The 1,065-nt window shown below is 33.9% G+C and carries 2 protein-coding genes; one reads left to right on the plus strand and one right to left on the minus strand.

The window, feature by feature from the left end; all coding sequences use genetic code 11:
- Nucleotides 1-138 precede the first annotated feature (138 nt).
- The gene (locus ACFIMA_RS09710) at nucleotides 139-741 is read right to left on the minus strand and encodes a S24 family peptidase (RefSeq protein ID WP_375613929.1); all 603 of its coding nucleotides are present in this window, start codon (nucleotides 739-741) and stop codon (nucleotides 139-141) included.
- Nucleotides 742-841: 100 nt separating this feature from the next.
- On the opposite strand from ACFIMA_RS09710, the gene ACFIMA_RS09715 reads away from it, so the two are divergent.
- The coding region (locus tag ACFIMA_RS09715) for a helix-turn-helix transcriptional regulator (protein ID WP_375693453.1) at nucleotides 842-1,065 on the plus strand (224 nt) is incomplete at its 3' end.

The following is a 1,065-nucleotide window of genomic DNA, read 5'->3' on the forward strand; positions in this document are numbered from 1 at the left end:
CATCAGAATTTATAAGAATTGGATTTTCCATAATTTTTCCTCCCTAACGCCTCTTGGCGATTGTTTGTGCGTGGTTTGTATAATTACTTATACGTAAATGTATAAATGCAAGCAATAGAATCAAAAACTTTATTGGGATTATTTCATAAGTAGACGATAGGATTTGCGCGGTAATATTGCAACTATTTCTCCAACCCATTTTATCTTTGCATTTTTAATTGGTAGCGCATTCCATGATTTGAGTACAATGCCCTCTGAAGAGCGAGTAATTTGTTTGATAAAACGCCTATTATCTTCTGTTAGAACGACAACTTCATCACCGTAATAATCGCTCATTGGCTTTGTTTGCAGATGTTTAACTACGATTAAATCACCATCTTTATACACGGGATACATGGAATCTCCACGAACCATGAATCCTATTGTTTCAAAAGGCAAATCAAATGGTATTTCGATTGTTTCAAGCCCATCTTCTGGGATTTGCTCAACATCGGTATCAATCTCTAATCCTGCTCCTACATACCCCATAACAGGAACAACTGTAGTAATTTGATTATAACCTTTTAAGCTTTTATAAAGTTCTAAAATTGCGTCTCTGTGTGAACCTCTGGGATCTGATTCACTTCCTAACCATCTTGACACGGTCGCTTGGGTTACATTTAATCTATCGGCAAGATCTTTTTGATTAAGACCAAACTCAGATTGCAATACTTGCAATGTCGCAATGATATTTTTCGTCATAATTAGTTACTTATGATTTTAAAATTAAAAAAATCTATTGTTTTTTTTAATTAACTCTATACAATTGCGTATATGGTTAAAATTAAGGAGCTTAACTCAAATGGACACAGAGGAAAAATTAAAGATTAAATCTATCCGAAAGTGTTTATCGCTAACACAAAAGGAATTAGCAGATATTTTAGGTGTTAAGCAAGCTTCTGTTTGTCGTTGGGAACAAGGCAAAGGACTATCTTTAAATAGTTATTTAAAGCTGCAAAAGTTGAATGATAGTTCTAGCTCTAGTTCTGCTTTTATTTCCGCTCCTACAGATAGTAATGAACATCA

Origin of the sequence: Bartonella sp. AP88HLJMH, assembly GCF_042195605.1 — a bacterium.
In the GTDB taxonomy this organism is placed as follows: Bacteria; Pseudomonadota; Alphaproteobacteria; order Rhizobiales; family Rhizobiaceae; genus Bartonella.